The sequence below is a fragment of the Oscillospiraceae bacterium genome, assembly GCA_035380125.1.
In the GTDB taxonomy this organism is placed as follows: Bacteria; Bacillota; Clostridia; order Oscillospirales; family JAKOTC01; genus DAOPZJ01.
The window spans coordinates 35139-61345 of the sequence record DAOSWV010000007.1; the positions used below are offsets into that span (position 1 = coordinate 35139).

Sequence of the window (26207 nt, forward strand, 5' to 3'; positions counted from 1 at the left end):
TTTGCCCTGTTATCGGGCAGAAAGTGCGATTACATCATGGAAAAGGATTATTCCAAAGTACCGAATACCGTCGCCCACCTCGGCGACGACTATACCCAATACCTCGGTGCCGTTGTGCCCCCGATCTTCGAAAACACCCTGTTTACCCGCAAGGAAAAGAGCTTTGGCTATGTCTACACCCGCGTGGACAACCCGACCGTTAAGGTTACCGAACAAAAAATTGCGCAGCTTGAAAAAGGCAACCATGCCCTGCTGTTCGCCTCCGGTATGGCGGCGATCACCAGTTCCTTGATGGCGCTGCTGTCATCCGGTGACCATGCGGTTGTCGTGCGCAGCGTCTATCTGCCGGTCAAGGCCTTCTTTGACACCACGCTCTGTCCGCGCTACAACATCGGCGTGACCTATGTCCACGGTGATGACCTGAACGAATTTGAAGCAGCGATTCAGCCCAATACAAAGATCATTTACCTTGAAAGCCCGTCGTCGAACATCTTTTTGGTGCAGGACATCGCCGCAATCAGCAAGTTAGCCCATTCCAAGGGCATCAAAGTGCTGATTGACAGCACCTGGGCGACCCCGTATTTTCAGAACCCGCTCGATCTGGGCGCGGACGTCGTGATGCATTCCGCCAGCAAATACCTCGGCGGACACAGCGACATCATCGCGGGCGTCATTATCACCAAAGACCCTGAACTCAGCAAATTCGGCTGGAACGAACGCACCACCTACGGTTCATGTGTCGACCCGATGAAGGCCTGGCTGCTGACCCGCTCCCTGAGAAGCTTCCCCCTGCGCATGGAGCAGCACTGTAAAAACGGCGTACAGGTCGCCAAGTTCCTCGAGCAGCATCCGATGATCGAACGGGTTTACTATCCGGGACTCGAAAGTGACCCCGGCTACAAACTCGGTAAAAAACAGATGCGCGGCTATACCGGCCTGATGTCCTTTATCGCTAAGGCCCCGAAAGAAAAAGTGCTTCAGGCGCTCAAATCGCTGCAGTACTTTGAAGAAGGCCCGAGTTGGGGCGGCTACGAGAGCTTATTCAACTTCCCGGGTGCGGGCGAACCCGAAAAACTTGCCGAAATCGATATTCCCTCCGGGCTGTTCCGTATCTCGGTCGGCCTTGAGGATGCCGATTCCCTGTGCGCGGATCTTGACAACGCGCTCAATACCCTCAAGTAATCCCAATACCATTTTCAAAGGAGTGTTTTTTATGTCAACCAATTTTTCTCTCAAAGGTAAAGTCGCCATCGTCACCGGCTGTGAAGTCGGTCTCGGTTACGGCATGGCTAAAGGTCTGGCTGAAGCTGGCGCGGACATCTACGGCGCCTCTTATCCCGGCGATTTCGCAGAGATCAAAGCGGCTGTTGAGGCCTGCGGCAGACGGTTTGAAGGCCAAAAAGCCAACCTGATGTCCATCGAGCCGATCGATGACATTGTCAAAGACTGCGTCGCCAAATTCGGCCACGTCGACATCCTCGTCAACAACGCCGGTATCATCCGCCGTGAGGATTCGATCAACTTCTCCGAGAAGGATTGGGACGACGTAATGAACATCAACCTCAAAACCGTCTTTTTCTTCTCCCAGCGCGTCGCCAAGGAATATATGAAACAGGGCGGCGGCAAGATCATCAACATCGCTTCGATGCTCTCCTATCAGGGCGGCATCCGCGTTCCGTCTTACTGCGCATCCAAGAGCGGCGTCAAGGGCATCACGATGGAACTCGCCAACGAATGGGCCAAATTCAACATCAATATCAACGCTATCGCCCCGGGATATATGGCCACCAACAACACCGCACCGATCCGCGCCGACGCCGAACGCGAAGCCAGCATTCTTGCACGCATTCCGGCAGGTCGTTGGGGCACCCCCGATGACGTCGCCGGCGTCGCGGTCTTTTTGGCCTCACCCGCAGCGGACTATGTCAACGGTTTCACGATTGCCTGCGACGGCGGTTGGTTAGCCAGGTAAGTCTTCGACTTACCCAGAAGTTTATCCTTGACAGGCCAAACTTCCCGCTTTAAATGAAAGGAATGTTATAATTATGTTGGATATCAGACAGTGCTCCCATCCCGACGATGCAAAATACCTGACCACCGATGAGCTTCGTGAACGGTTTTTAATTGAAAACTTGTTTGTTGAAGACGAAATTAAAATGGTCTATTCCCATTACGACCGCTATATCATCGGCGGCTGCATTCCGGTGAAAAAGACTTTGAAACTCGAGGAACCGGAACTCAAAACCGAGTATTTCCTCGAACGCCGTGAATTGGCGTTTTTAAACACCGGCGGCGGAAAAGCTGTCGTCACGGTCGAGGGAAAGAAATACGTTCTCAACAACAAAGACGCGCTCTATGTCGGCAAGGGCAACAAAGACGTCACAGTTGCCAGTGAAGATGCAGCCAACCCCTGCCAGCTCTATTTTGTCTCCTGCACGGCGCATATGGCTTATCCGACCGTTCTCATCGACATCACCAAAGCCACTCCGGCGCATATGGGTGACAAGGCCAACTGCAACGAGCGTACAATCTATAAATACATCCACGCCGACGGTATCGCCAAGAGCTGCCAGCTGATGCTGGGCGTCACGATTTTGGAAAAGGGCAGCATCTGGAACACCATGCCGGTGCATACCCACGACCGCCGCATGGAGGCCTATCTCTACTTTGACCTCGGCGCGGACGACGTCGTCTTCCACCTGATGGGCGAACCGACCGAAACCCGCCATCTGGTCATGAAAGACCACGAGGCCGTCATCAGCCCGACCTGGTCGATTCACTCGGCAGCGGGAACTTCGAATTACGCGTTCTGCTGGGCCATGGCCGGTGAGAACTACACCTTTACCGATCAGGACTTTATCAAGCCCGTCGACATGAAATAATCTATAAAGAGAAAACTTTCGCAATCGGAAAGGATGTCATATTTATGAACGATCTGCTTAAACTTATCGGCGAATACGGACTCGTACCCGCCATTGCACTGGATAATGCCGATACCGCAGTACCTGTGGCAAAAGCACTGGTCGCGGGCGGTCTTCCCGTTGCCGAAATCACGTTCCGCACCGCAGCCGCAGCGGATTGCATTCGCCGTATCGCCAAGGAAGTTCCCGAAATCATCCTCGGCGCAGGCACGGTGCTGACCGTTGAACAGGCGAAAGAAGCCGTCGAATGCGGCGCAAAATATATTGTCGCCCCAGGCTTTAACCTCAAGGTCGTCCAATGGTGCCTCGACAACAAAATCCCGGTCATGCCCGGCGTTTCCGGCACCGCAGAAATCGAAGCGGCGCTCGAGATGGGTCTGACTGCGGTCAAGTTCTTCCCCGCCGAACAGATGGGTGGTATTGCGACATTGAAAGCATTCGGAGGCCCGTATGCGCAGATGAAGTTCCTGCCGACCGGCGGCGTGAACGAGAAAAACATCGCCGACTATCTGGCATTGCCCAATGTATTGGCCTGCGGCGGTTCTTTCGTCATTGACAAAGTCGCGATCAAAGAGGGCAACTACGCCAAGATCACCGAACTGACCAAAACCGCCGTCAAAGCGATTCTGGGCTACCAGATCGCCCACGTCGGCATCTATACCAAAGACGACGCGCAGACCGATACGGTCAAGGCGTTCCTTTCGATGGCGTTTGACCTGCCGCAGACAAAGGGTTTTGTCGGCACTGAGTTTGAGGTCATGACGCCCTATCTGGCGGAAAAAGGCCACGTCGCCATCGCGACCAACAGCACCGAGCGCGGCGTGCGCTACATGACCGACAAGGGCATCAAGTTCAACCCGGATGGCATGAAATACAACGACAAAGGCAAGCTGAATGCCGCTTATCTCGATATCGATCTGAACGGCTTCACCCTGCATCTGCTGCAAAAAAAGTTTTAATTAGGAGCGATTGACATGGCTAAAATCGTCTGTTTCGGCGAGATCATGCTTCGGCTCTCGCCCCCGAACTACCAGCGGTTCGTCCAATGCGACAGCTTTGACGTCTATTATGCGGGCGGCGAGGCCAATGTCAGCGTCAGTTTGGCCAACTACGGCCTCGACGCGGCGTTTGTGACCAAAGTTCCGGCGCATGAGATCGGCCAGGCAGCCGTCAACGAGCTGCGCCGTTTCGGCGTCGATACTTCGATGATTGTACGCGGCGGGGAACGGCTGGGCATCTATTATTGCGAAAAAGGCGCTTCCCAGCGTCCTTCTAAGGTCATCTACGACCGCAAATACGCCTCGATCGCGGCGGCGGATCCGTCCGAGTTCGACTGGGAAAAAATTTTTACGGGCTGTGCGTGGTTCCATTTTACCGGCATCACCCCCGCCCTGTCCGACAACTGCGCTGCGGCCTGCCTCGATGCGGTGAAAACCGCAAGAAAACTCGGCGTTAAGGTCAGCTGCGATTTGAATTACCGCAAAAACCTCTGGTCGACCGAGAAGGCCGGCAAGGTCATGGGCGAACTGATGAAGTACGTTGACCTGTGCATCGCCAACGAAGAGGATGCGGACAAGGTCTTCGGCATTAAGGCCCCGAACACCGATGTCGGCGGCGGTAAGCTGAGCCACGAGGGTTACAAGTTCGTCGCGGCGGAACTCTCCAAGCGGTTCGGCTGCGAAAAGGTGGCTATCACGCTGCGCAGCTCCAAATCGGCCAACGACAACAACTGGGCCGGTATGCTTTATGACGGCAAGGACTATTATTTCTCCAAGAACTACGATGTGCACATCGTCGATCGGGTCGGCGGCGGAGACAGCTTCGGCGGCGGCCTGATCTACGGCATACTGACCGGCATGAGCAGTGCCGATGCGCTCGAATTCGCGGTTGCGGCCTCTTGCCTGAAGCATGCGGTCGAAGGCGACTTCAACCACGTCTCGGTCGCAGAGGTCAAAGCCCTCGCGGGCGGCGACGGCAGCGGTAGAGTCCAGCGGTAAAATTGCGATTTAAAAAGGCGGGGAATTCCCCGCCTTTTATTTTTCGTTTTTATCAGCCCGAGATTCTTCGACTGCGCCCAGAATGACAAACCGATCTCCGCCTTTTTATTTTTTGCTTTCATCAGTCCGAGATTCTTCGACTGCGCTCAGAATGACAAACCGGATCCCGCTTTTTTATTTCCGATTTTTTCACTTGCGATTTTTCGGAATGGTCAAGACCATTCCCTACATGTCCCGATTACCCACTGCGGCGGTACCAGTTTTTGCTTTTGATTTTCTTCTTTTTCCTGCGGTACACGTCGCGTCAGGGATGCCCCGCCCTACAAAAATAATCCCCCTGCCCTCTCTTCTCTGTCTCTCGCAGGGGCTTGCACGGTATGCAAAAATAGCGTATAATATTACACATCATGGCAATCGCGGCAAAGACGAAAGGAAGATCACAAATATGGAACGAGTATTTAACTTCTCTGCGGGTCCCTCCATGCTCCCGCTCGAAGTACTGCAAAAAGCACAGAGCGAACTGGTCAACTACGGCACTTGCGGCATGTCGGTGATGGAGATGAGCCACCGCTCCAAGGATTACGAAGCCATCATTGAAGCGGCCGAAGCCGACCTGCGTACGCTGATGGCGATCCCCGACAACTATACCGTATTATTTTTACAGGGCGGCGCTTCGCTGCAGTTCGATATGATCCCGATGAATCTTTTAACCGGCAGTAAAAAAGCTGATTTCGTTATAACCGGGCAATGGTCCAAACGTGCGGTCGCCGAGGCCTCCAAATTCGGCACGGCAAACGTCGTTGCAAGTTCCGCAGACAAAGTTTTCAACTACATCCCCGACCTTGACCCGAACACCTTCTCCAAGGACGCGGATTATTTTCATATCACTCTGAACAATACTATTTACGGCACCCGGTTCACAAAACTGCCCGACGTCGGGAATGTACCGTTGATTGCGGATATGTCTTCATCAATTCTCTCCGAACAGATTGACATTACCAAATTCGGAATGATTTATGCCGGTGCGCAGAAAAATCTCGGGCCGGCGGGCGTTACGGTCGTGATTATTCGAAACGACCTGATCGGGCACGAGCCGGCGAACACCCCGACCATGCTCTCTTATGCGATTCACGCCAAGGAAAAATCGATGTTCAACACCCCGCCGACTTATGCGATCTACGTCATGGGTTTGGTGTTCAAATGGATGCTGGAACGCGGCGGTGTGTCTGAAATGCAGAAAATCAACGAGAAAAAAGCCGCGATTTTATATAATTTCCTCGACAACTCAAAACTGTTTAAAGGCACGGTCGTTAAAAATGATCGCTCTCTGATGAACATCCCATTCATTCTGCCTACCGAGGAACTCAACGATATGTTTATCAAAACGGCGAAACAAGCGGGTTTTGTCAATCTCAAAGGCCACCGCACTGTCGGCGGTATGCGCGCAAGCATCTACAACGCAATGCCGGTCGAGGGTGTTGAAGCTTTGGTGGAATTTATGGCCAAGTTCGAGGGGGAAAGCTTGAAAAATTAATTTTTCAAGCCAAAAGTTTTGATTCTTCCGAACTAAACTTCCCATATTAATATAAGGATGGTAATCTTATGTATAAGATTCAAACGTTAAACGCCATTTCCGACTCCGGCCTGTCCCTGCTGACGCCGCCTGAATTCACAGTCTGTTCCGATTGTACAGAACCGGATGGAATTATTCTGCGAAGCTTCAATATGAACGATATGGAGCTGCCCAAATCGCTGCTGGCAGTCGCCAGAGCGGGCGCAGGCGTGAATAATATTCCGATTGACGCCTGTTCCGACCGCGGCATCGTGGTCTTTAACACGCCGGGTGCGAACGCCAATGCCGTCAAAGAACTCGTCGTCGCGGCCTTGTTGCTGTCATCACGCAAGATCGCCGAGGGTATTGCCTGGGCAAAAACGCTGACGGATGCGGAAGATGTTGCTAAGACGGTTGAAAAAGGCAAATCGCAGTTTATCGGCCCGGAGATCAGAGGCAAAAAACTGGGCGTCATCGGACTAGGCGCCATCGGCGCGCAGGTCGCCAACACGGGTTACGCACTCGATATGCAGGTCTGCGGTCACGATCCGTTTTTGAGCGTCGACGCGGCCTGGAGCTTATCGCGTGCCGTCAAAAAAGCCTGTTCCATTGAGGAACTTGTCGCCACCAGCGACTATATTTCACTGCATGTGCCCTACACCGAAAAAACCAAAGGATTGTACGGAAAAGAACTGTTTCAAGCCACCAAAAAGGGGGCGCGGCTTTTAAACTTTTCACGCGGGGAACTCGTCGACACCGCCGCGCTGGCCGATGCCATCGCAGACGGTACGATTGCCTGTTATGCCACCGATTTCCCGTCCAAAGAAGTGCTTGCGCTGCCCAACACGCTCTGCATCCCCCACCTCGGCGCTTCGACCCCCGAGTCCGAGGACAACTGCGCCGAGATGGCCGCCGAAGAGATGATCAATTATCTCAAATACGGCATCATCCGCAACTCGGTCAATTTCCCGGCCTGCAATGTGCCCTACGGCGGCAAGCCCCGTGTTACTGTTTTGCATAAAAACATTCCCAACATGGTCAGCTCCATTACGTCGATCATCTCCGGCGGCGGACATAATATCGAATACATGTCCAACCAGAGCCGCGGCAACTGGGCTTATACGCTGATTGATTTGGATAATGAACTCACCGACACCCGTCCTTTACTCGAGCGAATTTTGGGAATTATGGGCGTGACCGGCGCAAGGATTATTTAATAAGGTTTCAAAATATTCGAAAATTGACTTTAGCAAGGGAGGAGTAATATGCCGGAAATAGTCAGGTGTTATCGCCAAAAGGTTCCCGCGTCAAGGTTTATCGGCATTCGGTACGGCGAAAAGGATCGTGTAAACCTCGGTTACAGCTTTCAATGGCACGAGTGGTTAAATACAAATCGGTTTGCATCTCTCACAGCGCTTTACACGCCGGAATTTCTCTCTGTATATGAAGACGGCGGCGCTCATGTCGGATTGATGCGTTGGAAAAAGAACGAGCCGTTTGAGTATTGGATCGGTATGTTCCTACCGGCTGAAACAGTTGTTCCCGATGGCTTTGATTCTCATGACTTCCCCGCTGCCGACCTCGGCGTTTGCTGGGTCAGGGGCAGTGAGGCAAATGTCTATTTTCAAGAAGAAAATTGCAACAAACAGCTTCAGGCCGACGGCATGAGAATCGTTACCGATGAACAAGGAGCATACTGGTTCTTTGAACGCTATGCTTATCCGCGCTTTATAGAACCCGACGAGAACGGCGAGATCATCCTCGACATCTGCCACTTTATCGCTGAGTAATGCATTATAAACAATACAAATCCATTCTTTCTGCCAAAAACGGCATGAATATTTATCGCGGCTGTCAGCACGGGTGTATCTACTGCGACAGCCGCAGTTTGTGTTATCAGTTTTTGCACGATTTTGAAGATATCGAGGTTAAGACCGGCGCACCCGAACAGTTGGAAAGCGAATTGCTTCGAAAGCGCAGCCGCGTCATGGTCGGAACCGGCTCAATGTGCGATCCGTATATCCCGCTTGAAAAGGAAATCGAATACACCCGCCGCTGCCTTGAAGTGATTGACCGATTGGAATTCGGACTTGCGATTTTGACGAAATCCGATTTGATTCTGCGCGGCCTCGATCTGCTGAAAAGCATTAATGAAAAAGCCAAATGTGTGGTACAGATCACGCTGACAACTTATGACGAGGATTTATGTAAAATTCTCGAGCCGAACGTCTGCACAACCAAAAGGCGGTTTGAGGTCTTGAAAACTTTGCGTGATAACGGCATTCCGACGGTGGTCTGGATGTGTCCGATACTGCCATTTATAAACGACACCGAAGAAAACCTGCGCGGGATTTTATCTTATTGTTTCGAGGCCGGGGTGAAAGGCATTATCTGCTGGGATATGGGGGTAACCTTGCGCGACGGTGACCGCGAGTATTTTTATGCCGCGCTCAACCGGCATTTCCCGGGCATAATGCAAAAATACATTCAAAAATACGGGCTTGCCTACTCGTGCATCAGCGACAACAGCCCGAAACTGATGAAAATTTTCCACAATGAATGTGAAAAACACGGCGTGATGCACGATGTGGGTCAGATTTTTCGCTATATGAACATGCTGGAAGAAAAGAATGAACAGCTGACGCTGATTTGATATTGAATTTAACGTCATTGCGAGGGGCTTTAGCCCCGCGGCAATCCAGACATTGCGGTCGAATTAGATCACCGTTTAATCCGGACACGGTACTCTGGATTGCTTCGTCGGGCGCAGTATCAAGTCCCGCGCCTCTCCTCGCAAAGACAAAACCGAATTTTCTTCCAAACACAAAAGGGGTAGCTTTTAAGCGCATTATTAAAAAGAAGAAAAGGCCGTAAAGCCTTTTCTTCCCAAACACAAAAGGGGTAGCTTTTAAGCTACCCCTTTTGTGTTATCTCCCTTTAGGTATGGCCGTCGGACCGGAGGCGGATGCTCACGCCTCCGGTCCGCTTATATGACCACACTTTTCACCCTTTTGTTACAGAGATCTTTATTTTTTTATTTTAAAACTATATAATAGCTTTGAGGTGATTTGATGACCGATTTAAAAACCGTCATGACCTGTGAAAACAACTTGCTGTGCCACTGCGCGAATCTTATAAAGACCTCTTTTGCCCACTTTTTCTATTCCGACACCAATAAAAATTCGCACGACTGCAACCACGCCGTGATCTCTGATTTGTCTGACTCGGAATCGGCGCTGGAGATGGTCGAAGCGTTTTATTATACCAAAGCCGTCACACCGCGCATCTTCTTCGGCGGTTTTGAAAACGAACGTGAGCTGCTGACTCCGGCGCTCCGAAAACGCGGTTGGACGATTGAGGTCGCTGACCGAAAACTGATGTTATGGGGCGGCGGTTCACTCAAGGAATACACCTCTCCGAAGCTGCAGATTATTCGTAAAGAACGCTTTGACGATGAGATTTATAATATGTTCTTCGCCCACGACGGCGGCGACTGGTGCGCGCTGGCCACACGCGATTGCATGAATTACGGCAGTATCGACGTATTTGTTGGGCGTGAAAACAGCTGCGGCGCTGCCTCGGTCAGCATTGAACACGACAATATCACCCATCTTGCACTGGTACAGGACGTCTTTACCCTGCCGCAGTTTCGGGGAAAAGGGTATGCCCGGGCGATGATGAGCGCGGCGATGCGCTTTCAGCTCGAGCATTATAACAATAAAGATATTTATTTATGGGTCGAAAATCCGGTCGCCATGCGTGTCTATGAGGACATTGGATTTGTTTATTCCGATTGGAATGTAGACACTTGGTTTGCATTTAAACAATAATTCTCTTGACGCGCAGGCGTTTATGAAGATATCGGATTTGTTTATTCCGATCAAAAACCGGATGGGTGGTTTGCGTTCAAGAACGCTTGAAAAGGGATTTTTTCTCTTCTGCTGCCTTGAGCCAAGAGATGATTTTCGGCGCTAATAGGCTCATTGCATCCCGATATCCGAGTTCGTATTTATCGCGCAGATAAGAATGCGTAAAATTCATGGCCGAAATGCCCCTGACCGGCTCGATGGAACGGGTCGGGACAATATCGATGACCTCCCGTTCCGGCGTCGAAGGGATCGTTTTAACCTGTGACGGCTCCCGAAGATGCACGCCGATGAGGATATCCAAGTCTTTTTCTAAAAGGGGCTTGAAAGGCGTTCCGTCAGCATTTTCATCCGGAGACCCGGGGGCAGCGATTCCGCCGTCGCAATACCGGATGCCGTCCATTACAATCGGCTCGAACAGATACGGGATCGCAGCCGAGGCCAACGTACAGTCGACGGCGCGTTTATAATCGCATTCGTTCAGATGAAAATATTCCGGTTCAAACCGCTCACAGTTATAGGCACAGACATAATAATCCCGTCCGTCACGCCACAGTGGCGCGATGTCGCAGGACTGGATGAACTGCCGAACGCCCTCAAGCGTAAAGGCCGACTGGTTTCCGGCGGCTATGTAGGAGATCGCCGAGTGGAAATCGGGAAAACCGCGCCCGGTATTGACGAATTTTAAAAATTCTTTTCTCCTTTCCGACGGCACTCTGCCGTTTTTAAACATAAATCCCGCGACGTCCTTCTCATTCCAAAGCTCTCGGCAGAGTTTTTGATCCCCGGTGGCAAACAGCATCGTATTCAACGCGCCGATGGATGTACCCGAAACCGCTTTGACTTTATCGCGCAGATCGAGATCATAAAGCGCCGCAATCACACCGCCCTCATAGGCGCCTTTTGCACCGCCGCCCGACATCACAAGGCCGATTTTCAGTTCGTTAAACGCTTTGATTTTAGATTTGTCCAGCATCCGACCGCCTCCTTAACGAATCAAGGTCAGAACAGCTGCCTCCCCGGTCGCCAGCTTTTTGCGGAAACTATAATACTCGCCGTTATGCTCCGGGTCTTCACAGCCGTCTAAAATGATTTTTCGATATTGTTCGGGTCTCGGGATGAACACGGTGATGTCGTCGGTTTCGTCCGGCGAAAAATTTACAATCAACAGAATGTCCTTGTCTTCTTGGGAAAACAGCGCCGGAAACAGGTAGGTTCCGCCGACCGCGCAGGGCATCGCTGATTTGCACGAGGCAATCACGCCGAACAGAATATCGCGGTGAATCGGCGTCAGTAAAGCGGAAGGCATATCCGGTGAGGAAAACGGGAAAATGAGGCATTTCGACCCGGTCAGCGCAATGCCGTTTCCGACTGCCTCGCCCATGTAGTTTTTAGCCTCGGTGATCAGATAAGGCGCTTCACTGTATCGGATGTTGAAATAACAATCGCCGACGCCGACTCTGGCCTCGGGGATTGCGGTATATTCGACGCCGTTGACGACTTGGTGCCAGATCGCAGGACCCGCGTCGCCGGTCTGCCGTTCACAGCCTGAGATCAACGCCAATTCGCCGAGTCCCATCTCGAACAGGGTATTCGCGGCCTCACCATCCAATAAAACAATATTGTGCGTAAACAGCTTTTTGATCATGTCTTCAGTCAACGAACGGAAATACTGCCCCGAGACCGCGACGATTTCACCGCTAAAATCGGTAGTTTTCACAAAGCGGCACGGGATACCGTGAGCGGACAAAAATGAGAACCAAAAGCTCTCGTCGGGATAGAGTTCCTCCATGCGCTCACCTTTTATGGTGTGTAGTGAATAGGAGGCCTTTTCATTGATCGGAACGCAGACGCCTTTGCGCTGCATATTCTTCAAACCAAGCGCTGTAATGCGTTCCAAAACGGGTTTAGCCTGAGATAAAACCTTGTCGTAGCCGTATTCTTTGATGATGACGTCACCCATCATGTCAAAAAGATTTAACGTCATGCCGTCGGCGGGCAGCAAAACCGAAGTCAGCAGCTGCGCACGGATCATGGCTTTGGACTTGACGAAACGCCCGAACGGATAACCCTCTAGTTCGGGATAAATCAACGTCTCGGACGGACAATCGGCAGCGGTTTGGCAGGAGTGCGCGGCAAAATTCCACTCGTACTGCGCCATTGTCACATCTTGATAAGACGGCAGATGCGGACGGCTGACAGGATCGTTTTCACCGGCGAGGCCGCGTAAAATACCGCTCCAATCACGTCCCTCGGCGCAATGGACTTTGGGGGAAGAACTCATCAGGCCGACTTTGGTCTCAGGTGATACCGCATGCACTGCGGCACCGATTTTTTTCGCCAGTCCCCGCATGGTTTCACGCGAAACGTCAAGCCAGATTTTACGATAGGGATGCGGTTCGCCGGGCATCAAAACACCTTTGACAAATTCTTCGCGGGAAAGCGGCTTTCCCGCTCTCTCTGAATAAATTGCCATATGCCGTTCGCAGAAGCACCCGCCCCATTTAAGCGGTGCGTGGTTATGCAGACGGAAATCGTCTTCGACCCAGATCGTATCGGGTTGTATGGTAGCGTAATAGGCGTACATCTCGCAGAGGTATTTCTGAAATTCGGGATCGGCGGGACAGACGACCGCAGTGGCTTTTTGCCCCCAAGGGTCGACCATCGTACCGAACTTGTTAAAATCCCACAGTTTGCGTCCCCGGTCGGCATGCAGCGTCGTGATCCAGGGATTGATCGAGGTCTTTACCCCGATTTCGGCAAGCTGTTCCCCCGCCCTTTTGATCGTCTCAAGCCACGGCGTTGTCTGTTCAATCGAGATATGGCCCCGGTTGAGCTGTTCGCAGTTGAGATGGAACATCACATTGTCGATTTGGGCGCTTTGGCAGAATTCCAACAGCCCCGAGACAGCCTCCTCCTCATGGAAGCCGGGGGCGATTCCATAGCGTAAAATGTACTGATAGCTCATGTTATTCCTTATTTGATTTCGATCATCTGATGGCAGGTGAATTTTTCAACGGTATACAGCAAAACACCGTTTTGATATTCAAACGGAATCGCTTTGCCCTGCGGCTGTAAAACGATTGATTTCGGGGCTTTTTTCAACTTAATTTCGACAGTGGTGTCATAAATCGGCAGCAGGTCCTCGATGACCTCGGTGTTGGCGCCCCGAACGGTGGTGTGCGCGAACAACAGGTGGTTGATGAGCACATCGCCCTTTTTACGCAGCGTGACGATGCCACGGTCGGGCAGATTGGTTTGGAGTGTCTTTTCACTGCCGATCAGCTTTTCGATCAGTGCGGTGACCAGTTCTTTGCACTGCAGCGCGCCTTCGGTGGCGTAATCGGAGAAGATCTCCCAACCGATATAAGCCGTGTTCTTGGTCAAAGCCGCACCGGGTCCGACGTCGGTCGGGTCATTAGGCGCATGGGCATGCGAGCAGAAGTGTGCGGCGGTACGGTTGAAATAGGGATTCTGGACGGCTGCGAATTCCGTCGCGCCCGCTGTCTCGAAACGATGATTTTTCCCGTACATCAGCAAAACGCCGTTATTGGTCTTGAGACGGTCTTGACTGTTCAGATAAGTCGGAGAAAATTCGTTCTCACCGAGGTATTTTACCCCCAGATCGACCGCGAATTCGTCTTTATCTATCGCTAAGCAGCTTGTGCCGGATGCCAGCAATTTGCCGCCGTTTTTGAGATAGCTGTTCAGTTTTGCGGCAACTGCCGGAGTCACCCGGCCGCAGTCGGGCATGACAAGCAGCTTGAATTTCGAAAAATCCTCTTCGGTATCGATGACGCTGTAGAGGTATTTCCCCTCGAGCAGCATCCGGTTAGCGCCGATATCGGCGGTTCTTTTGATTTCTTTCCCTGCGGCGACGCCGACGGCCTCGGACGACAGCAACGCAATATCAGCCACCGCGCGGGTATCCTTAACCCACGGCTCTTTCTCTTTGAGTTCGCTGTAAGCGGCGCCGATGAGTTTATAAGTGGACATGTCCATTTTTGCGAGCGGATGCAGCTGATCGCCGACCGAACTTCCGGCGCCGAGCGCCGCTGAAAGAGAGGTCTCATAACGCAGGGCGTTCGGATGCTTAAATCCACCGAACTCGCCCCAGCTCTTGTGGAATTTCCCGGTCATGCCGAGGTATTCTTTTCCTAACGTCTCGGCATAGAGCGCGGAGAACGGGAAGTCGTCATATCCCCAGCCGCCGGTGGGCAGCGATTCGAGCTCGAGATGGGTCTGAAAATCGGCCAGATCGCGCCGCCCGCAATGCAGATGGCCGAAATTGTGAAAGACAGCGATATTTTTATCGACCGAATCAATGGCCTCACGCACGCTGCGGGCATAGTTGGCGTAGACGTCCTCGGCTTGTTTCATCACGTCGTCGGGATTCGCGGCGTCAAGCCCCTTTTTCTTCATATCCGCGCGGCAGCGGCTGCAATAACAGGGCTTGGGCGCACAGATGTCCAAAAAGATCTCAACCGGATGATATAACTCGGCCACTTCGCGTATCTGCGCAAGCAGCACGTCCAGATAACCGGTGTTAAAGCAGAGCCAATGATAACCCGGTTCGTCGAAATTTTTAGTGACAAGAGTACTCTCGTCGGCATTGCGCGCCAGCCACTCGGGATGACGGCCTACCTCTTTTTCATCTAATCCCGCAGAAATATAAATCGGCGTGCGCACGCCGAGTTCTTTGCAGGCCTCAAGCTGCGCACCGAGCAGGTCAAACTTCAATTTCGGGTGCATTACATTGGCTTTGGTAGGATGATAACACCAGCCGTGATGGCCCTTGGAAAACAGCGTGATTGAATCGACGCAGCCGACTTTCAGCGCTTCCTGAAACTGTTTCTTGTCGAACTTGCCTCCGACATCCGGAACACATTCGGACGTGTGAAAATCGAGGTGAATCTGGCGAAATCTCATAACGAACACCTTTCCGTTTTTTGTTTTATTGTTATCGTAAAAATAATTTTTTTATTAAATCTTTTTTCTCCGGTAAGCCATTTTAAACATCGTGGTTGGAAGCGCGCGCTATGTGGCAAACGGAACACGGATTTTATGACGCGTTTGAATGCAGCATCATGCTGCTATTTTGCAGTATAGTATCCATGCTCCAGACAGAGCATCGCGGCTGCTTTGGTCCTCTCGTCGCCTTCAAGGGATTTCGTGATGAAATCGGGATGCTCACGTACAAAGTCCAACATGGATTTGATCGGATCGGCGATATAGGCCAGCACGAAATCCAGCTGACCCTGATCGATGAGATTATAATCAAAGGCCTCGCGGAAAAAGGTTGCATCGGTATCGCACAGCGAAAACGGCGGAATGCCCAGCGTCACCAGCCGGTCGCTCCCACCCTGCCGGCGGTCGATGATGTTATATACAACCGCAGCCGAACCGCCTGTCTCATTGATTGCAGGCAGCCAAACCCGGTTATAGGTGTTGCCGCCGCCGATGATATCGCCTACTAATAAAAACTTTTTTCCGAGTGCGTCGTTCAGTTCACTGCTTCGGCCTTCATGATAGAGTACAATCTTTTTATCGTCAAAAATCATCGCGTGCGGCAGCTCAAGACGCTGTGCAATCGGAATGGAAAACAACCAGCCGTTGTGCGGACTTCCCGCAACCGCATTGGCTCTTTGACAGGTCGGTTCAGACATGAGAAACTCGACGGAACGCTCGATGACTGTCCGATAGGACTGTGACCGATCCATCATCTGTTTGCACAAGGTTCCCAATGTTCTCGTAATGAGCATCGGGCTGTCGGAGGCCGTATCGGCCAGTGCTGTCGCAGAAGCGGACGTATCGTCATTTTCCAAAATACGCTGTGTGCGAATTTTTACCGCAGCAAGACGCCCTGTTGAACGCCAGAACGGTTGATCCGGTTGGGCGACACTGACGACTCCGCTTTCGAATAAAGTTGTAATAATTTCTTTTTTACGCGCCATCAGACCTGATTAATCCTCTCTGCGGGTATTGCGAAGGGACGCACGCGACTGACGAAGGTCGTTGAGCCCCTTGGTAAATTCATCTTCGGTTCGCTTTAAAATGTTGTCGGCAAAAACAACGGCGCCCTGCTTGACTTCCCCGGCTTTGTACTCGGCGTCACTGACAATATTCTGAGCCAGTTCCTTTGCATCATGCACGATTCGCTCTTCGGAAATGAGTTTTTTCGCACGTTCCTCGGCAGCTGCGATGATTGACTCTGCCTCCCGTTTGGCGGATGTGATGATGTCGCTGCGGTCGGCAACGATTTTCTGCGCCTGCCCGATCTCATCAGGCAGACCACCGCGGATTTCCTCCAGCAGATCGCGCATTTTCGCCGCATCAACAACACTGTGCCCTCTGGACAGCGGCAAATCCCACGCTTTGTCAAGTAAATCATGGATCTCGTCGATGATGTCTTCAATGCTGAGCCGTTTTTCTGACATAAGATATGGTCCCATCCTTTCACAAAGGCCGGAAAATTCCTGCCGAATTGATTTTCATCTTTTATGTAAGATATTTATTTGTTTTTTCCCCGGTTTTTAAAAGCGGCACTGACACAGGGAGGAACAAATTCGGTCGTATCGCCGCCGAAACCCGCTAACTGCCGAACCATCGAGGACGACATATACAGGTTTTCGAGCTTCGTGGTCAAAAACACGGTATCGCCGTCGGGATAAAGCTTTTTATTGGTCAACGCCAATTGGAATTCATTCTCGAAATCGGTCATCGCGCGCAGACCTCTGACAATGGCGGCGGCACCGACCTTTCGGGCGTATTCGGCGGTCAGGCCGTCCCAAACGTCAACCGACACATTTGAGATATCGGACAGGGACTCTTTTAAAAACTCCAACCGCTGCTGCGCCGTAAAATGCCGTTTCTTATCCGGATTGTTGGCAACCACGACAATGACCTCATCAAACAGCGAGGCTGCCCGCCGTATGATATCGATATGTCCGTAAGTCACGGGGTCGAAACTCCCGGGACAAATTGCAATTTTCTTCATACACCATCATTCCTTCCGTAAAACCGGCGGCCATCAATCTTCTTCCTCATGATAGTCCTTATGCCGATAATAAGTCGTCTTGATATAGCCGTATTTAATCTGGGAATCCATCACAAAATCTCCGGCGATCTCCGGCAGACGCTCTTTGTCGCTGGTCTCGCAATAGATGATTCCGCTCTTCTCCACATGCTTTGCCACAAGCGGCAGCATCTTATCCAAAATCCCGTGTTTAAACGGCGGATCGAGCAAAACAATGTCGTAATTTTCGTTGACGGACTTGATAAAACCGAACGCGTCCGTGCTGTAAATTCCTGCGCGATCGGTGAAGCCACAGGACTCCACATTCTTTTTTACGCAACTGAGCGAGGCTTTGGAGTTGTCCACAAAATCACAATGCGCCGCTCCGCGGCTGAGCGCCTCGATTCCGAGCTGCCCTGAACCGGCGAAGAGGTCAAGCACCCGCCTGCCCTCCAATTCGAAATGCAGTTTTGAAAAAACCGCTTCCTTGACCCGTTCTATGGTGGGCTGCATCTCGGGTTCTTCGGTGCTTTTCAACGGTTTGCGCTTTGCGCTTCCGGCGATTACGCGCATACGTTCCCCACCCCTTTCACATGGGTTTATTATACGCTATGAAACGGTTTTAGTCAATACGCGGGCTTTTACAGCGCCTATTATCGCACGGCGGCATACATTTATTAACCAAAATGACGTCCTCGCCGATTAAAGTGATCTCATTCCATGCGATTGTGATGTCATCTTCACGGCCGAAAAGCCCCAGACAGCGGCATTTTCCCGGTAATATCAGCGCACATACCCGTGCTGTCTCCAGATCAATGTCGATATCGCAGATGCGTCCCAACCGTTCCCCGTTGTTGACATTGACAACGTCCTTATCGCGCAACTCGTAAAAACTGCTGATCATATCCGATCCCTCCCCGCAACCTGTATAGTCATTGTATGCGGGAAAGATACGATTTGTTACAGTAAGCTGCAGTTTCGGATCTGCCGTATTCGTCGGTTAACCCTCGGTCGATTCCGGCCTGTATGTGGAATTTTGTCCTGCCCGGCACAGATCGGCATAATGCCCGCCCTCGGCGATCAACTGGGTATGGGTGCCGCGTTGAATGATCTCACCATACCGCATGACCAATATCATATCACTGGACATGATGGTACTGATGCGGTGGGCGATGACGATGCTCGTTCGCTTGCTTGAGGCCTCGGTCAGTGCGTCCTGCAAGGCCGCCTCGGTAGCGGAGTCGATGTTCGCGGTCGCCTCGTCCAAAACCAGAATGCGCGGTTCAAACGCCACGGCTCTGGCAAAGGCGATCAACTGCCGCTGTCCGGCGGAGAAAGTACAGCCGCGCTCCGATACCGAGCTTTGAATGCCGCACGGCAGCGATTGGATGAAATCATTGGCGTGAACCGTCCGAACCGCCCTGTCGACATCCTCATCAGAAATGCTCTCCTCATTAAGGCGGATGTTATAGCCGATATCGCCGGAGAACAGGAAAACATCCTGCATCACAACCGCAACCAACCGCCGCAGCGATGAGAGATTGATGGTCTCGATGTTCTTGCCGTCGATCAGAATTTCGCCTTTTTGAATCTTATAAAACCGCGCAAGCAATGAGATTACGGTGGTTTTGCCGCTGCCCGTATCGCCGACAATGGCCAGCGTCTGGCCCGGAAACACCTTGAAGGAGACGTCTTTCAGCACCCAATTTTCCTCGTCATAGGCAAACCAGACGTGTTTAAATTCGATCTCTCCCCGAACCTCGGTCACTTTATCGCCCGACTCGATATCTTCAACATCGTCCCTATTGTCCATGATATCGAAAATACGTTCCGCCGAGATCAATGAAGACTGGATATTGGTGAACTGTTCGGCGATGCGGGAGATCGGATTGATAAACTGTTTAATATAAGAAGTAAACGCGTGCAGAACACCGACGAGCAAAACCCCCGCAAACACATCCTTTGCATACAGGATGATCAAAATGCCGATTGAAATATTGCCGATCAGTCCGAGCAGCGGGTTCGACAGCGAGCGCAGCAGCATATCCATCATGCTGAGTTTGTAATATCCTTTGGCGAGCCCGTCATATTGTTCATATTTTTTGCTCTGGCTGCCGAACATCTGTACAATACGCATACCGATGATGTTCTCGGCCAAAAATCCGTTCATTCGTGAGAGTTGGGCTTTGATGCGAATAAAGATTCTGCGTGCAATGAATCGGTAAAGCAGGGCGATGGCGAGTACGAGCGGTAAAATGACCAAACTTGAAAAAGCCAGTTTCACATCCATCAGAAACATCATGACCAAGACATTGACCACCAACAGAAAATCACTCACCAAACTGATGATGACGTTGGAAAACAGGTCGGACAGCGACTCAACGTCGGAGGAAACGCGCGTCAGGATACTGCCCGAAGCATTTTTATCGAAAAAGCGCATTGACATGTTTTGAATCTTATCGAACAGCGAAACACGCATCTTATGCATAATGCGCTGCCCGAGTGATGCTAACGCGATGGACTGGACATAGGAGATCCCAAAGCCGAGCACGATCACAGCAAAATACAGCCCCGCCCATTTTATCAGCGCGTTATAATCGTTCAGACCCGTCATCAGGTTTTGGTCGATGACACGTTCGAGAATAAAGGGCTTTAACGTGACGGTGATGTTGGAGACGACGGCAAGCAGCAATGCGCCCACTGTGAGCCAGGGAGAATATTTAAAATACCTCAACAGCCGTCGGAGCGTATGGCGTCGTTTTTTCTTCTCGTATTCGCTCATGCGGCCTTTCGGAAGGTGTTCACCGACAGTGGGCTTCATCGGATATCACCTCCCCGCTCTCGGGATTTGATCAGTTCGATCAGGTCGTTATAGGCCTTATTTGTGCGTAAAAGCTGTTCGTGGCTGCCGATGCCGGCCACGCTGCCGTCCTTGTTGAACAGCAGAATGTTGTCGGCGGCCATTGCCGCACTGATACGGTGTGTGATGAACACGGTGATCCGCTCGCCGCGCGCATCGGTCAGATTTTTTAAAATTGCCTGTTCGGTGGCTGCATCCACGGCTGAAAGGCAGTCGTCGAGCAACAGCAGCCGCGGGTTGCGAACCAACGCCCGCGCAATCGAGATACGCTGTTTCTGACCGCCCGAAAGCGTCATACCGCGTTCGCCGACGACGGTGTCATAACCGTCCGGCTGCGCCATAATATTTTCATCCACACAGGCCAGTTTGGCCGCCTCCCGCACCTGCTCGTCGGTCACATCCTCGTCAAAGAACGCGATGTTTTCGGCGATCGTGTCAGAGAACAAGAAACTGTCCTGCGGGACAAAAGCGGCGTATTTACGCATCGTCAAAATCGGAATTTGATTGATATCGATGCCGTCAAGGAAGACCTTGCCGTCCTCAAGCGGCCACAGACGTAAAATCAAATTGGCCAGTGTGGTTTTCCCGCTGCCGGTTACGCCCATTACCGCCAAAAGTTGGCCCTGCCTGACACTGAAATTGACGTCTTTAAGCGAAGATTTATCGGTATTGGGATAACTAAAAGTGAGATCGCGAACTTCAAGCTGCCCGGCTTCCAATTCCGTGATGGTCTTGTCTGCTTTCTCGTCGTTGACACTGGGTTTTTCATTGAACAGCTGATCAAGCCGGCCCATCGAGACCCGGCCTCTCTGCCAAACCGTCATAATCCGGCTGATCATATTCATCGGCTCCACGACCAACGCCAGATAACCGTTAAACGCCACATACTGACCCAAATTCATCGTGCCGTCGATGACCATTCTCCCGCCGACCATTAAAAACACCGAGAACACGATGCCGAATACCAACGCGGTCGAAGGACCGATCAACGCCGAAACGCGCACCATCGCCATTTCGCTGGCCCACTTGCGTTTACTCAATCGGGAAAAGGTCTCGGTCTCGCTTTTTTCCTGTGCATAGGCCTTGACCACCCGGATGCCGGTGATATTCTCCTGGGTCTTTGCGTTCAGGTCGGAGACCGCCTCCTGTGCCCTTTTAAAACGTTTGCGGATGGTAAAGCGCAATTTGGTCAATCCGAATGCCAAAATCGGCAGCGGCACCACCGCCGCAAGCGTCAGTGTCCAATCCACCGCATTGACCATGTATGTAACAGATACGACGGTGGTGACAGCAGTGTTGATAATTCCAACAAGTCCGACACCGAACATCATGCGAACGGCGTTGATATCCGAAATGGAGCGCGTGATAATATCACCGGTGTTATATTTGACGTAAAAGTCGCCAGACTGGCTTTGGAGATGTCCGAACAACCCCATACGCAGATTCAATTCGATTTTTCGCGTGGTCCCGATGATCAAAAACCGCCAAATGAACCGTGCGGCAAAAGCCCCGGATGCTGCTGCGATCATCAGAATCGCTGCGGTTTTAACGGCGTTAAAATCGTTATTTCCGTCCGAAAGCGCATTGACGGCATCACCTAAAAGGCCGGGTATCTGGGCACTCAGATAGGACGTACCGCCCGCCAAAACGATGCCGATAAAATAGGATATCCAATTTTTTTGAAATACGCTTTTTATAATTGATTTACTGTTCACTGATCTTACCAATGATTTCTTGCAAATTCCGCAAACGAATACAAATTGTCTATCACAATCTTTTGCCCGTCGTTTAACACAACGCTTCCGGCAAACTTACCGAACATCTGATGGCATTCGTTGTCGATCCAGAGCATTTTTGTCTTTGTTGTGCGGTCATAGGACGGCGTCAGGGTCAAATCCACCCTATCCTCCCGGTCGTGCAGCCGCCAGGGCTGCATATATTTCTCTCCGAGTTCAAAAGCCACGGGGCCGATTTTATGGGCTTCTCCTGCGTAAAACAGGATGTTTTCGGTTGCTGCGGAGGTATTGCCGAACCCGCAGCCGAGATTGAATCCAAAGATCTCGCCGTTGACAATCCCGGTGCCGCTGCTCCAATACCATTCGTTTGAAAACGGCCATACACCCCTGCCCCAGTCGAGCAATCCGAACGCCCGGTCTCCGAATTGATATTCTTTTCCGCTATATGTAAAACCACCCTCGGCGGTCATACAATTGATCTTGTGATTATAATAAAACTCCGTCGGCTTTTCCGAAAAGGGGATATTGATGACGAGTGCGTTGGGATTTTTCCGGGTGAGCTTGACGTCGGCGCGCACATCGTCCCAGACGCAGTGCAGTGTACGCACATCGTTCTTCGTCTCAAAACTCATGACGCGGCTGCCCTTTCCCCAGGATAAAACGGCGTCTTTCTCCGCGTCAGGCGGCATATTCAGGGAACCGAACGGCAGCGGCAGCAGCGTTCCGCATTCAAACAGCTTTTCGCCTTTAGAGAAGTCGAAAGCCATGAGCAACACCTGACCGGCATAGGAGGCGTGGCCGATGGTAAACTGCAGGCAAATTTGATCATCGGTGATCTGGTAAAAATCCCACTCCTTGATTCGCCACGGCGGGGCTTTGATGGCCTTTCGGTCATAACGAAGCACACTCTTCGTGCTGTAACCCGGAACGGGTCTTCCGTCCTTGTCGAGGACGGGACCGATGTCGGTCAAATGTCTTTCCATACCATTCCTCCTTTTTGTAAAGCCATAGTGAAAATTATAAGTTTTTTTGCCTCTGCTGTCAAGCCGGTTTCGGGTTGAAATATGAGGGATTTCGTTATATAATGATTCTTAACTCACACCGCCGCAGCGCATTCGCCGTGACTCGCGAGAACGGAGTATTGTTTTGTCTTGTAAATCCTTTGTAAAACGGTTGTTTGATCCGAAATGTATGGTAAAGCCGGAACTCGTTGAGGGTGAACTTCCGGATACAAAAACCGCCTATTCAACTTTTATAAAACTCGCCCTGCCCGCAGTGGTCGAATTGATGTTGATTTCGTTGATTTCGGTCATCGACACCGCAATGGTCAGTTCTCTGGGTGAGGCAGCTATCACCGCTGTCGGACTCACGACACAGCCCACGTTTGTTTTACTGGCACTGTTTATCGCCCTGAACGTCGGTGTCACCGCCGTCATCGCAAGGCGAAAAGGCGAACAGCGTCAAGAAGATGCCAACACGGTTTTACGGATGGCGCTGCTGCTTGCGTTGGTTTTGGGCGCGGTTATGTCGATGGTCGCAATCTTTTTCGGCCGTTGGTTTATGGAACTGTCCGGTGCCAAGGCGGATACCATTGAAAACAGCACGATTTATTTTCAAATTATCAATTCGGTCTTGATGTTCCGGGCGCTCACTCTGGCAATCACTTCGGCACAGCGCGGTATCGGTAATACAAAAATTTCAATGCGCATCAACCTGACCGCCAACGTAGTCAACGTCATTTTTAACTTTTTGCTCATCAACGGGCATCTGGGCTTTCCGGCACTCGGCGTCAAAGGCGCTGCAATCGCAACTTCAATCGGCAATATGGTCGGATTTGTTCTTGCCGTCATCTCTCTGCTGCCAAAAGACGGCTATCTGCGTCTGAGATGGCATCAGAGCTGGAGAATCAATAAAGACGCCCTTTCCGCCATCGGCAAAGTCAGCGGAAATGCGGTGCTAGAGCAGATGGTGCTGCGATTTGGATTTTTTATGTTTGCACGCGTCGTCGCCGAACTCGGCACAATGGTATTTGCAACCCACCAGATCGGCATGCAGGCACTCAACCTCTCCTTTACGTTTGCAGACGGCCTCGGGGTCGGCGCAACAACGCTGGTCGGCCAATACCTAGGGGCAAAACGGGCGGATATTGCCGCGGTTTACGGACGGGTCGCCCAACGCATCGCCATGGCCGGTTCGCTGCTGATCATGATTCTGTTCGCTTCACTGGGTAAGTTCTGGGTGATGTTGTTTTCCCAAGATCCCGAAGTCATCGCGCTCGGCGCTATCATTATGATTATCGCGGGGGTCTCGGTGCCGCTTCAGACCTCGACGGTGGTCTCGGCGGGCAGTTTACGCGGTGCGGGCGACACCAAATACGTCGCTTACGTCATGCTGTTCTCGGTGGGTATCATCCGTCCGCTGCTCGGTTATGTCTTCGCATTGGCACTCGGTTGGGGCTTAATCGGCGCATGGATGTCGCTGCTGATTGATCTGAGCATCCGCCTGACACTGACCTATCGGCGGTTTTCGAGCGGAAAATGGTCGACGATCAAAGTATAAATCTATTTCACATATAACAGGAGGTTTTATCATGTATTTCAGAATCGGCGTACGCGGTCACGATTACGGCCGCAGCACCCCGCGCGAACTCGCGCAGGCCATCAAGAACGCGGGCTTTTGCAGCACCCAACTGGCGATTTCGAAGGGAATCACCGGCATGGAGCAGGATATCGGACGCCTAACGCCCGGACTCTGTTATGAGATCAATCAGGCTTTTTCAGAGGCAAACGTCGAGCTTGCTGTCATCGGCTGCTACATCGAACCGGTACACCCTGACGAGGACACACGCCGTCTGCATCTGCACCGCTTTAAGGAGCACCTGCTGTATGCCCGTGCGATGGGCGGACTGGTGGTCGGAACCGAGACCACGCTTTACAGAGCCGAGGAGAGCGGCCGTGAAAAGGCTTTCCAGACATTATTGAAAAGCATCGGCGAACTCGTGGAGGAGGCCGAGAAATGCGGTGCGATTGTCGGCGTTGAGCCGGTTGCCGCACATACGTTGAATTCCCCCGAATTGGCGGCACGACTGCTCGAAATCATCGGCAGCAATCATCTGCAGATCATCTTTGATCCGGTCAATCTGATTAACACGCCCGAATTGGTACGCAATCACGACGACCTGCTGGACCGCTGTTTTGACGCATTCGGCGAACGCATTATGGCGCTTCATTGCAAGGATATCACAGTCGACCAAGACGGGAATATGAAAGAGACCCTGCTTGGCAAAGGCATGGTCAACTATGATAAGCTTTCGGGTTACCTGAAAGCCCGCCGCCCCGGTCTTGGGCTGCTGCGCGAAGGCGCGGATCCGGCGACCGCGGATATTGACATCGCCTTTTTGAAATCGAAGTTCGAGACTGTGTAAAAAATCCCTTTGAATAGATAATAACGGAGAAAGGAGGCGGCAAAAAGCCGCCTCCCTTTTCCTTTTGTGTTCTCAGTGTTTGGTTACCGACGTATATTCGGGTTTCATAAACAATGTCAAATCGGAAAACTTAACGCTGACTCGGACAGTGTTCCCGTTCTGGTCGTTGAATAAAACCGTTAAAACGCCAATTTCATCGTCCGCGAAATAGGACATTGCGCCGATACTTTTCATCTTTTTCAATACCCATTGCGATTCGGGTTCACCGCGCTCGCGTACTTCACGTCCGAAAATCTCCAGGACAGCTTCTCGCTTTGCGCCGTCTTTGATAAAGAGATCCCAAAAACCGAGCTGTTTCCCGCTGCTTGTGTCCAAACAGAGATAACGCGTTGAATCATAGCGCGTTCCGCTGCCGTCAATCGCATCGGTTTGAAAGCAAAAACAGATCATGTTTCCGCTGTTGCAGGTATTTTCCACAATGACTTCGCCTGTCGCTCTTTCATTGCTCGACATCGCACGATAGCGAACCTCAAGATATGCTCGTTGTCCTTCCTCTTTCAGAAGCTGGTTGAGTATCTTCATGGTTTCGGTGTCATAAAGTCCGTATATGCGGGGATGACGCCAAACAAACGAAACCGATTCGTCCTCGACTTTATCCTCTCGGACAGTAAACGACACGCCGGTGCTCGCTGATGCGGTGAAACCTGCGCCTTGCAAAAGAATCAAACAGCAAAGGATCATCAGTGCCTTTTTCATGGCAATGCATCGTTTCTGCTGAAATTGTACAAGATGCTTTTGCATCTTCGGATGCTTTCGCATCTTTAGATGTTTCACAT

General features: G+C 51.6%; 24 protein-coding genes. 12 read left to right on the forward strand and 12 right to left on the reverse strand.

The features are described 5' to 3' along the window. Positions 1-36: 36 nt before the first annotated feature. From PK629_03675 to PK629_03720, 10 genes are all read left to right on the forward strand, one after another. Positions 37-1182: a PLP-dependent aspartate aminotransferase family protein gene (locus PK629_03675; GenBank protein ID HOP10572.1), complete on the forward strand. Its 1146-nt coding sequence runs from the start codon at positions 37-39 to the stop codon at positions 1180-1182. Between the two features lie 31 nt (positions 1183-1213). Continuing rightward, positions 1214-1972 carry a 2-dehydro-3-deoxy-D-gluconate 5-dehydrogenase KduD gene (gene kduD, locus PK629_03680; GenBank protein ID HOP10573.1) on the forward strand — a complete coding sequence of 253 codons (759 nt, stop codon included), beginning with the start codon at positions 1214-1216 and terminating at the stop codon, positions 1970-1972. A 76-nt stretch (positions 1973-2048) separates the two neighbouring features. Then, the gene (gene kduI, locus PK629_03685; GenBank protein ID HOP10574.1) at positions 2049-2882 is read left to right on the forward strand and encodes a 5-dehydro-4-deoxy-D-glucuronate isomerase; all 834 of its coding nucleotides are present in this window, start codon (positions 2049-2051) and stop codon (positions 2880-2882) included. A gap of 44 nt (positions 2883-2926) precedes the next feature. After that, on the forward strand, positions 2927-3880 hold the full coding sequence (locus PK629_03690; GenBank protein ID HOP10575.1) for a bifunctional 4-hydroxy-2-oxoglutarate aldolase/2-dehydro-3-deoxy-phosphogluconate aldolase: 954 nt from the start codon (positions 2927-2929) through the stop codon (positions 3878-3880). A gap of 15 nt (positions 3881-3895) precedes the next feature. Next, positions 3896-4918 (forward strand): sugar kinase, encoded by a 1023-nt coding sequence (locus PK629_03695; protein HOP10576.1) that lies wholly within the window; start codon positions 3896-3898, stop codon positions 4916-4918. 445 nt (positions 4919-5363) lie between these two features. Further along, positions 5364-6452, forward strand: coding sequence for a 3-phosphoserine/phosphohydroxythreonine transaminase (serC, locus tag PK629_03700; protein HOP10577.1), 1089 nt, complete (start codon positions 5364-5366; stop codon positions 6450-6452). Between the two features lie 68 nt (positions 6453-6520). Then, entirely contained in the window at positions 6521-7687 is a 1167-nt protein-coding gene (locus PK629_03705) for a phosphoglycerate dehydrogenase (protein HOP10578.1), read from the forward strand. Positions 7688-7735: 48 nt separating this feature from the next. Next, positions 7736-8260 carry a hypothetical protein gene (locus tag PK629_03710; protein HOP10579.1) on the forward strand — a complete coding sequence of 175 codons (525 nt, stop codon included), beginning with the start codon at positions 7736-7738 and terminating at the stop codon, positions 8258-8260. Then, the gene (locus tag PK629_03715; protein HOP10580.1) at positions 8260-9123 is read left to right on the forward strand and encodes a radical SAM protein; all 864 of its coding nucleotides are present in this window, start codon (positions 8260-8262) and stop codon (positions 9121-9123) included. The genes PK629_03710 and PK629_03715 overlap by 1 nt, the downstream gene beginning before the upstream one ends. Positions 9124-9541: 418 nt before the next feature. Further along, positions 9542-10300, forward strand: coding sequence for a GNAT family N-acetyltransferase (locus PK629_03720; GenBank protein ID HOP10581.1), 759 nt, complete (start codon positions 9542-9544; stop codon positions 10298-10300). A 76-nt stretch (positions 10301-10376) separates the two neighbouring features. On the opposite strand, the gene PK629_03725 is transcribed toward PK629_03720, so the two are convergent. The 11 genes from PK629_03725 to PK629_03775 all read right to left on the reverse strand — a co-directional run bounded on the left by PK629_03725 (position 10377) and on the right by PK629_03775 (position 22930). After that, positions 10377-11312 (reverse strand): patatin-like phospholipase family protein, encoded by a 936-nt coding sequence (locus PK629_03725; protein HOP10582.1) that lies wholly within the window; start codon positions 11310-11312, stop codon positions 10377-10379. 12 nt (positions 11313-11324) lie between these two features. Then, a complete protein-coding gene (locus PK629_03730; protein HOP10583.1) occupies positions 11325-13304 on the reverse strand; it encodes a hypothetical protein in 1980 nt (659 codons plus the stop codon). Positions 13305-13312: 8 nt separating this feature from the next. Further along, positions 13313-15265, reverse strand: coding sequence for a hypothetical protein (locus tag PK629_03735; GenBank protein HOP10584.1), 1953 nt, complete (start codon positions 15263-15265; stop codon positions 13313-13315). Positions 15266-15429: 164 nt separating this feature from the next. Continuing rightward, positions 15430-16290 carry a hypothetical protein gene (locus PK629_03740; GenBank protein HOP10585.1) on the reverse strand — a complete coding sequence of 287 codons (861 nt, stop codon included), beginning with the start codon at positions 16288-16290 and terminating at the stop codon, positions 15430-15432. 9 nt (positions 16291-16299) lie between these two features. Next, positions 16300-16773, reverse strand: coding sequence for an ATPase (locus PK629_03745; protein HOP10586.1), 474 nt, complete (start codon positions 16771-16773; stop codon positions 16300-16302). Between the two features lie 74 nt (positions 16774-16847). Continuing rightward, positions 16848-17333 carry a pantetheine-phosphate adenylyltransferase gene (coaD, locus tag PK629_03750; GenBank protein ID HOP10587.1) on the reverse strand — a complete coding sequence of 162 codons (486 nt, stop codon included), beginning with the start codon at positions 17331-17333 and terminating at the stop codon, positions 16848-16850. 33 nt (positions 17334-17366) lie between these two features. Continuing rightward, positions 17367-17954 (reverse strand): 16S rRNA (guanine(966)-N(2))-methyltransferase RsmD, encoded by a 588-nt coding sequence (rsmD, locus tag PK629_03755; GenBank protein HOP10588.1) that lies wholly within the window; start codon positions 17952-17954, stop codon positions 17367-17369. Between the two features lie 19 nt (positions 17955-17973). After that, the gene (locus PK629_03760) at positions 17974-18255 is read right to left on the reverse strand and encodes a YlmC/YmxH family sporulation protein (GenBank protein ID HOP10589.1); all 282 of its coding nucleotides are present in this window, start codon (positions 18253-18255) and stop codon (positions 17974-17976) included. 96 nt (positions 18256-18351) lie between these two features. Continuing rightward, on the reverse strand, positions 18352-20172 hold the full coding sequence (locus PK629_03765) for an ABC transporter ATP-binding protein (GenBank protein HOP10590.1): 1821 nt from the start codon (positions 20170-20172) through the stop codon (positions 18352-18354). Further along, entirely contained in the window at positions 20169-21938 is a 1770-nt protein-coding gene (locus tag PK629_03770) for an ABC transporter ATP-binding protein (GenBank protein ID HOP10591.1), read from the reverse strand. The genes PK629_03765 and PK629_03770 overlap by 4 nt, the downstream gene beginning before the upstream one ends. Continuing rightward, on the reverse strand, positions 21932-22930 hold the full coding sequence (locus PK629_03775; protein HOP10592.1) for a DUF2804 domain-containing protein: 999 nt from the start codon (positions 22928-22930) through the stop codon (positions 21932-21934). Before PK629_03775 ends, PK629_03770 begins: the two co-directional genes overlap by 7 nt. A gap of 163 nt (positions 22931-23093) precedes the next feature. Between PK629_03775 and PK629_03780 the strand changes: the two genes are divergently transcribed. Together PK629_03780 and PK629_03785 are read left to right on the forward strand one after the other, a co-directional pair. Further along, on the forward strand, positions 23094-24506 hold the full coding sequence (locus PK629_03780) for an MATE family efflux transporter (protein HOP10593.1): 1413 nt from the start codon (positions 23094-23096) through the stop codon (positions 24504-24506). A gap of 31 nt (positions 24507-24537) precedes the next feature. Beyond that, positions 24538-25371, forward strand: coding sequence for a sugar phosphate isomerase/epimerase (locus PK629_03785; protein ID HOP10594.1), 834 nt, complete (start codon positions 24538-24540; stop codon positions 25369-25371). 72 nt (positions 25372-25443) lie between these two features. Here PK629_03785 and PK629_03790 read toward each other — a convergent pair whose 3' ends face one another. Further along, positions 25444-26127 (reverse strand): hypothetical protein, encoded by a 684-nt coding sequence (locus PK629_03790; GenBank protein ID HOP10595.1) that lies wholly within the window; start codon positions 26125-26127, stop codon positions 25444-25446. Positions 26128-26207 lie beyond the last annotated feature (80 nt).